Origin of the sequence: Bradyrhizobium sp. (assembly GCF_035701725.1) — a bacterium.
Classification (GTDB): Bacteria; Pseudomonadota; Alphaproteobacteria; order Rhizobiales; family Xanthobacteraceae; genus Bradyrhizobium.
Genome location: NZ_DASSRP010000246.1, coordinates 1 through 6,535, shown reverse-complemented (window position 1 = coordinate 6,535; position 6,535 = coordinate 1). Strand labels below are relative to the sequence as shown.

The following is a 6,535-nucleotide window of genomic DNA, read 5'->3' as shown; positions in this document are numbered from 1 at the left end:
CAGCACATATCTCACCTCGAGCTTGTCGAGCTTCAACTCGCGCTTCACGGCCTCGACGATCTTGCCGCAGATATCCATGGCAAAGCCGATCGGCTGCTGCTTGTCGTCGACATAGGAGAACGGCACCGAGGCCTCGCGGTGTCCGATGGTGATGTATCCCTGGTCCCTGACCTTGGCGAGCGTGCCGGTGAGTTCTTCGGCGCCCGCGGCGCCAAGGCCCGAGACAAGCGCCGCCAGATTTAACATCGTGAAAAGGCACTTGCGCACGGGATCACTCCATCGGCCTGCTTCAATGTCGCGGCAATGGTTCGCGAAATTCGCGTATTTTGCAAGCCGTCAAACCGGCGGGGTCAAGCGCCACCTCACGCACGCGCCCGCCACAGCGTCAGCGCAAGCAGCAGGTAGGCGGCGCAGGTCCACAGCGCCTGCCAGTTGGCGGCGCCTTCGTGAAAGGCGATATAGACCGCGGCGAACAGGAACGTGCCGGCAAACAACGCTTCCGCCATCGGGCGGCCTCCCTTCCCGGCGCGATTGAGCAGCGCCATGGCCGCAAAAGGCACCGCCGCCATGGTGAGAGCCGCAAAGGGAAAATCCTTGTTGCGCGGGTCAAACACCAGCCCGAGCGCGGTCTCCGTCCCGATCACGACCGTCACCAGCAGGACCACGCCGTGCATGTTCGCCAGCAACGACGACGCCCGGTAGTCCCCCGGGTCGAACAATTCCACCGATGTGGCTGGCGCGCGGGCGGACATCAGCGCATTGGCGGCAAATAGCGGCGAGGCGCTTGCCGATAGCAGAAGCGCGCCCGATAAAAGCCAGCCAACCGCTCCATAGCTTTCATAAAACATCTTTTGAGCGGCGACTCCCAACAGGATTCCGGCCGTGGTGGCCGATATTCCAACCGCAAGCCATGAGACCGGCCGCGGCTGCCGTGCCTTGCGGCGCGCGGTCAGCCATGCCGTGCCGAATACCAGGATCGCCAGCGCCATTCCGCTACCCATTTGCAGCTTCCAGAGCGGGAAATTGCTGATGGGAAGGCCGGGCGGATATTTCAGCGTGCGGGCCCAGGAGCCGAACAGTCCCCAATGTCCGCCGACGGTGCCCTCGATCCGCTGTTTCCACCTTTCATCAAAGGCCTCGAACAGGTTGACGCGGAAATTCTCGCGTCGGGCAAGAGCGAGGATGTCAGAGACCACGCGGGCCTGGTTCACGCGCGAAGGCAGCGCCGCCTCGCGCATCCGTCCCTCGCTCGGCCATCCGGTTTCTCCGATCAGGACTTCCTTGCCTGGAAATGCGGCCACCACCTGCCGGCGAATAGCGTCGACGTGAGCGGCGGCGAGCTCCGCCCGGACCGGCACATCGTCCCAATATGGCAGGACATGAATGGTGACGAAATCGACGGCCTCGCCAAGTTCGCGGTTGCGCAGCCACAAGTCCCAACTATCGGCATAGGTGACGGGGACGGCGACCTTGGCCTTGACCGCGCGGATCGTGGCCGCGAGTTCGTCCGCGGCCATATCCGCACGCAACAGCACTTCGCTGCCGACCACCAGCGCGGCGATGGTTTGCAGAAACTGGTTGGCGAGGCGGATGGCCGTCGATATCTGCGTCAGGTTCTTCCGCCGGTCCTTGTCGAGCGCAATGCCCTGGATCACCTTCAGCCCGACCTCAGCCGCGACCTCCGCAATCTGATCGAGCCCCTGATCCGTCGCGTAGGTGCGGATGCAGTCAGATATTCTGGCAAGCTGGCCGAGATCTTCCGAAATTTGTTCCCGCGACACCCGCGTCGTCGGCGACAGTTGCGTTTGGCGGATGCGGAAAGGGGCGTATGATATGCACTGCAACCTGGCGTTCGGATCGATCGGCACATGCGGCAGGGTGACCGGCATGGCCAGCCACCACCACACCGCAGCGATCGCAGCCAGCGACAGAAGAAGAAGCGCCAATGGTGCGCGAACAGTGGCCAAGCCTCACCCCGGATGAGGATCCTCGACCGACTACCTATCCAGAAGTCCGCAGGCGCTGGCGTTGCGCTACATCAATATGTCGCCATACTAGCGATCGCCGCCGGCGCGGGTATTCCAGGCGCTCCAGTTCACCCCGGCAAGGCTGCGGAAGTCGGTCGCCATCGGCCGCCGGCTACCCCGGTCGTGCAGGGCGATGCAGCGCTCGGACTCCGCGATCTTGGCTTTCAGCTCGTCGATCGACTGCGAGCCGCGCCGCCGGCCGGCGATCTCGCCGGTCGTGAACCGCGCGGTTTCCAGCGCCTTCAGCGCCTCGCGGTTCTTCTTGAGCTGCACCCTATGCCACGCGATCCGACTGTCGCTGTCTGCACTCATGTCTGAGGGATTCCTGATTCGCAGGGAATCCTAGCACGACCGGGAAAAAGGCCGGAAGATGGAACGCGCTGGCTTGGGCGATCGTAAATCACGCCGGGCGGCGCGGCACGATCGCGATCGGATTGAAGGTATAGACCGCCTCCCCGTTCTGGTTGTAGGCGGTCCATTTGACACGGGCAACGCCGATCGGCTTGGACCTCGACGGAACGAGATCGACGACCTCGCCTTCGAGATGGATCGTATCGCCCGGCCGCACCGGCAACATCCAGCGCAACTCGTCGACGCCGGCGCCGAACAGCGGATGCGCCCCGAAGGGTTTTGCCGATATCGCGAGCCGCATCGCAATCGCCGCGGTATGCCAGCCGGAAGCCGCGAGCCCGTTGAGGATGGTGTGCTTGGCCGCCTCGTCGTCGAGGTGAAACGGCTGCGGATCGAATTCGCCGGCAAAGCGCAGGATCTCTTCCTTCGAGACCGTCTTGCTCTCGCTTTTGAAGCGCATGCCGATCTTGAGATCATCGAACCATTCGACCATGAAATTACCTCGTTGAGATGCCCGCCAACGTTCTCACCGGACCAACTTGCGACCGGTAATCGCTTCAAGATTCTTGTAATAGATCATCTCGCGATCGACCTTTGAGAGGTCGAGCTTCTCGAAGATCTCGAGCGTCACGCGCGGATACATCGCTCCTCCCTCGGGATCGAATGGGCAGTCGGAGGCGAACAGCACCTTGTTATGCGGAAAGAACTCGAGGCCGCATTTGGTGGCCGCAACGCCACCGAACACGGCAGTGTCGGTGTAGAAATTCTGCTTGAAATAATCGAGCGGACGCTTCTTGAGGCTTTTGCGCAGTGAAACGTAGTCCTCATCCGACGTGCGCTCGCCCAGTACGTCCCAGCCCGGACCAATACGTCCCTCGAGCATGGGAACGATACCGCCGAAGTGGTGGGTGATGATCTTGAGATCGGGATGATCGTCGAGGATCTTGGAAAACACCAGGCGCGACATGGCGACAGCGGTCTCGTAGGACCAGCCGAACGTCCACCAGATCTCGTACAGAGACTTCTTCTCCGACAGATAGTCCGGCATATTGGCGCCCCGCGCCGGGTGCAACCAGATCGGCTTGCCGAGCTCTGCCATCTTCTTCCAGAACGGCCGGTATTGCGGCAGGTCGATCGGTTTGCCGGCGACGTTGGTATAGATCTGCACACCGAGCGCGCCGAGCTGATTGATGGCGCGTTCGGCCTCGGCGACGCCGGCATCCGCGGCATCGAGGCAAATCTGCGCGACCCAGCCGGGGAAATGATCGCTCTCCTTCGCACACAATTCGGCAAACCCATCGTTGAGCGACCGGGTCAGCTCGTCGATCTGCGCCGGGTTTTTCGCGAAGCTCTCGATCGTCGGCTGCGGATAGGAAAGGATCTGCGCGTAGTCCTTGTGGCCGTCGACAATGCTTTTTCGGTAATCGAGGTCGTGGAGCGCCCGCATCGATCGGACGCGTTTGCCGATATCCTTGTAGTCGCCGGCGACATCAGTCAATTTATCGAAAAAGCGCTTCGGGATGAAATGCGTGTAGGCGTCGATCCTCATCATCGGCGGTTCCTCTGTTTTTCTTAGCCGCGGTGAAGGCTGGAGGCCACACCGGTCTCCGCCGCGAGAACGCGATTGCGACGGACGAAAAAGTGACTTAAGTCTCAAACTATAAGGTTTGGGATTTCAAGTCATAGACCCAACCTAACAAAAATAAAGCGTCCGGGGAGGACGAGATGGCCGAGAATTCAGCCACCACGTCCGACGCGCGTGGCGAGATCGACATCGCCGGCTTCATCGACAGCCAACCGGTCGGTCGTTTCCAGATCCAATTGCTGCTGACATGCGCTGCCGTCTTGTTCATCGACGGGTTCGACACCCAGGCGATCGGCTACGTCGCACCGGCCGTCGCGCAGGATTGGAAGCTGGCGCGCGGAGCGCTCGGGCCGGTGTTTGGTGCCGGCCTGTTCGGCCTGATGATTGGTGCGTTGCTGCTAGGCCCTGTCGCCAACCGCATCGGACGCAGGCGGATCATCATCGTTTGCACCATCGCCTTCGGCCTCGGCACGCTCGCGACAATCTTCGCCAGCGACGTCTCGAACCTCATGATCATTCGATTTCTCACCGGACTTGGCCTTGGCGGTGCGATGCCAAACGCGGTCGCCCTGACATCGGAATTCTCACCGCATCGCCGCAGGGCCACCATGGTCATGACCATGTTCTGCGGGTTCGTCGTTGGCGCAGCAATCGGCGGATTGCTCGCCGCCGCCTTGATCCCCGCCTTCGGTTGGCGCTCGGTCTTCGTGGTTGGCGGCGCGGTGCCGCTCCTTCTTGTTTTGCTCCTGGCGGCGTGGCTGCCCGAGTCCGTCCGCTTTCTCGCGCTGAGCGGCGATGCAAATGACGGCGTTGCTCAACTGCTGACACGGATCAACCCGTCCATCCATCATCCGGCCGGCATACGCTTCGTCGTGCAAGAGATCAAACTGCCGGGAATTCCGGTGATGCACCTGTTGAGCGGCGGCCGCGCATGGGCAACCCTGTTCTTGTGGGCCCTCTTCTTCATGAGCCTGCTCGACCTCCATCTGCTGTCGAACTGGCTCCCCACCGTGCTGAACGAGCTCGGTGCTTCCGTCTCAGTGGCCGCGGTCATCGGATCGATGTTGCAGGTCGGCGGTATCGTCGGGACCTTCGCGCTCGGAAAGTTTCTCGACCGTTTCTCGTTCCGCGCCCTCGCGCTTACATATGCCATCGCCGCGATCGCCGTTGCGGCGATCGGCTTTTCCAGTCACTCGATCGCGCTCACGACGATCGCAATCTTCTGCGCAGGTTTCTGCGTCGTCGGCGGACAAGGCGGCGCCAACGCGCTGTCGGCGACACTCTATCCGACGGCGATCCGTTCAACCGGGGTCGGCTGGGCACTCGGCATTGGCCGGGTCGGATCGATCGTCGGCCCCCTGGTCGGCGGGATCATGCTGGCGAGGCAAATGAGCAGCCAGTCGGTGTTCGTCGCGGCCGCAGTGCCGGCGCTATGCGCCAGTCTCGCCGCCTACGCCCTGAGCCGCATGGCACGAGGGCAAGAATCGACAGAGCCCGCAGACCCAAGAGGGGTTATCCCCCTCACCCCAGATTCAATTCCTTGAAGAAGTCGTTGCCCTTGTCGTCGATGATGATGAAGGCCGGGAAGTCCACCACCTCGATGCGCCAGATCGCTTCCATGCCGAGCTCGGGATATTCGACGACCTCGACCTTCTTGATGCAGTGCTCGGCGAGGTTCGCCGCCGCCCCGCCGATCGAGCCGAGATAGAAGCCGCCGTGCTTCTTGCAGGCCTCGCGCACGGCTGGCGCGCGATTGCCCTTGGCGAGCATCACCATCGAACCGCCGGCGGCCTGGAACTGATCGACAAAGGAATCCATTCGTCCCGCAGTCGTCGGGCCGAACGCGCCGGACGCATAGCCTTCCGGCGTTTTCGCAGGACCGGCGTAATAGATCGGATGGTTCTTGAAGTAGTCCGGCAGCGGCTCGCCCTTCTCCAACCGCTCGCGCAATTTGGCGTGCGCGGAGTCGCGGGCCACGATCATGGTGCCGGTGAGCGACAGCCGCGTCTTCACCGGATATTTCGACAGCGTCGCCAGGATTTCCTTCATCGGCTTGCCAAGATCGATCTTGATCACATCGCCGCCGAGCGCCTGTTCGACCTGCGGCAAATATTGCGCCGGGTTATGCTCAAGCTCCTCAAGATAGACGCCGTCCTTGGTGATCTTGCCGAGTACCTGGCGGTCGGCCGAGCACGACACGCCGAGACCGATGGGAAGCGAGGCGCCGTGACGCGGCATGCGGATGACGCGGACGTCGTGGCAGAAATACTTGCCGCCGAACTGTGCGCCGACCCCGAGCGACTGCGTCATCTTGTGGATTTCCTGCTCCATCTCGAGATCACGGAAGGCATTGCCGTCCGCCGAGCCGTGGGTCGGCAGCGCGTCGAGATAGCGCGCAGAGGCGAGCTTCACCGTCTTCATGCAGAGCTCGGCCGAGGTGCCGCCGATCACGATTGCGAGGTGATAGGGCGGGCACGCCGCGGTGCCCAGCGTCAGGATCTTCTCCTTCAGGAACGCCAGCAGGCGGTCCTTGGTCAGCACCGAGGGCGTTGCCTGAAACAGGAAGCTCTTG

The 6,535-nt window shown here is 62.3% G+C and carries 7 protein-coding genes; 1 reads left to right on the top strand and 6 read right to left on the bottom strand.

All coding sequences use genetic code 11. The features are described 5' to 3' along the window. The 5 genes from VFL62_RS14415 to VFL62_RS14395 form a co-directional block, all read right to left on the bottom strand. Positions 1 to 246: transporter substrate-binding domain-containing protein (locus VFL62_RS14415; protein WP_414644718.1), on the bottom strand; the 246-nt coding region annotated here is incomplete at its 3' end. A gap of 116 nt (positions 247 to 362) precedes the next feature. Next, positions 363 to 1,967, bottom strand: a complete 1,605-nt coding sequence (locus tag VFL62_RS14410; RefSeq protein WP_325173054.1) for a glycosyl hydrolase family 17 protein — start codon at positions 1,965 to 1,967, stop codon at positions 363 to 365. Between the two features lie 87 nt (positions 1,968 to 2,054). Beyond that, a complete protein-coding gene (locus VFL62_RS14405; RefSeq protein ID WP_325173053.1) occupies positions 2,055 to 2,339 on the bottom strand; it encodes a hypothetical protein in 285 nt (94 codons plus the stop codon). 88 nt (positions 2,340 to 2,427) lie between these two features. Further along, positions 2,428 to 2,871 carry a MaoC family dehydratase gene (locus tag VFL62_RS14400; protein ID WP_325173052.1) on the bottom strand — a complete coding sequence of 148 codons (444 nt, stop codon included), beginning with the start codon at positions 2,869 to 2,871 and terminating at the stop codon, positions 2,428 to 2,430. Between the two features lie 33 nt (positions 2,872 to 2,904). Then, the gene (locus VFL62_RS14395; protein ID WP_325173051.1) at positions 2,905 to 3,930 is read right to left on the bottom strand and encodes an amidohydrolase family protein; all 1,026 of its coding nucleotides are present in this window, start codon (positions 3,928 to 3,930) and stop codon (positions 2,905 to 2,907) included. A 173-nt stretch (positions 3,931 to 4,103) separates the two neighbouring features. Between VFL62_RS14395 and VFL62_RS14390 the strand changes: the two genes are divergently transcribed. Continuing rightward, positions 4,104 to 5,507 carry an MFS transporter gene (locus tag VFL62_RS14390; RefSeq protein ID WP_325173050.1) on the top strand — a complete coding sequence of 468 codons (1,404 nt, stop codon included), beginning with the start codon at positions 4,104 to 4,106 and terminating at the stop codon, positions 5,505 to 5,507. On the opposite strand, the gene VFL62_RS14385 is transcribed toward VFL62_RS14390, so the two are convergent. After that, on the bottom strand, positions 5,485 to 6,535 hold a 1,051-nt coding region (locus VFL62_RS14385; RefSeq protein WP_325173049.1), incomplete at its 5' end, for a FumA C-terminus/TtdB family hydratase beta subunit. The genes VFL62_RS14390 and VFL62_RS14385 overlap by 23 nt on opposite strands.

Excerpts from the sequence above, each read along its gene's own strand:
- VFL62_RS14400 (WP_325173052.1), bottom strand. The coding sequence starts at position 2,871 with ATGGTCGAATGGTTCGATGATCTCAAGATCGGCATGCGCTTCAAAAGC.
- VFL62_RS14390 (WP_325173050.1), top strand. The coding sequence starts at position 4,104 with ATGGCCGAGAATTCAGCCACCACGTCCGACGCGCGTGGCGAGATCGAC.
- VFL62_RS14405 (WP_325173053.1), bottom strand. The coding sequence starts at position 2,339 with ATGAGTGCAGACAGCGACAGTCGGATCGCGTGGCATAGGGTGCAGCTC.
- VFL62_RS14395 (WP_325173051.1), bottom strand. The coding sequence starts at position 3,930 with ATGATGAGGATCGACGCCTACACGCATTTCATCCCGAAGCGCTTTTTC.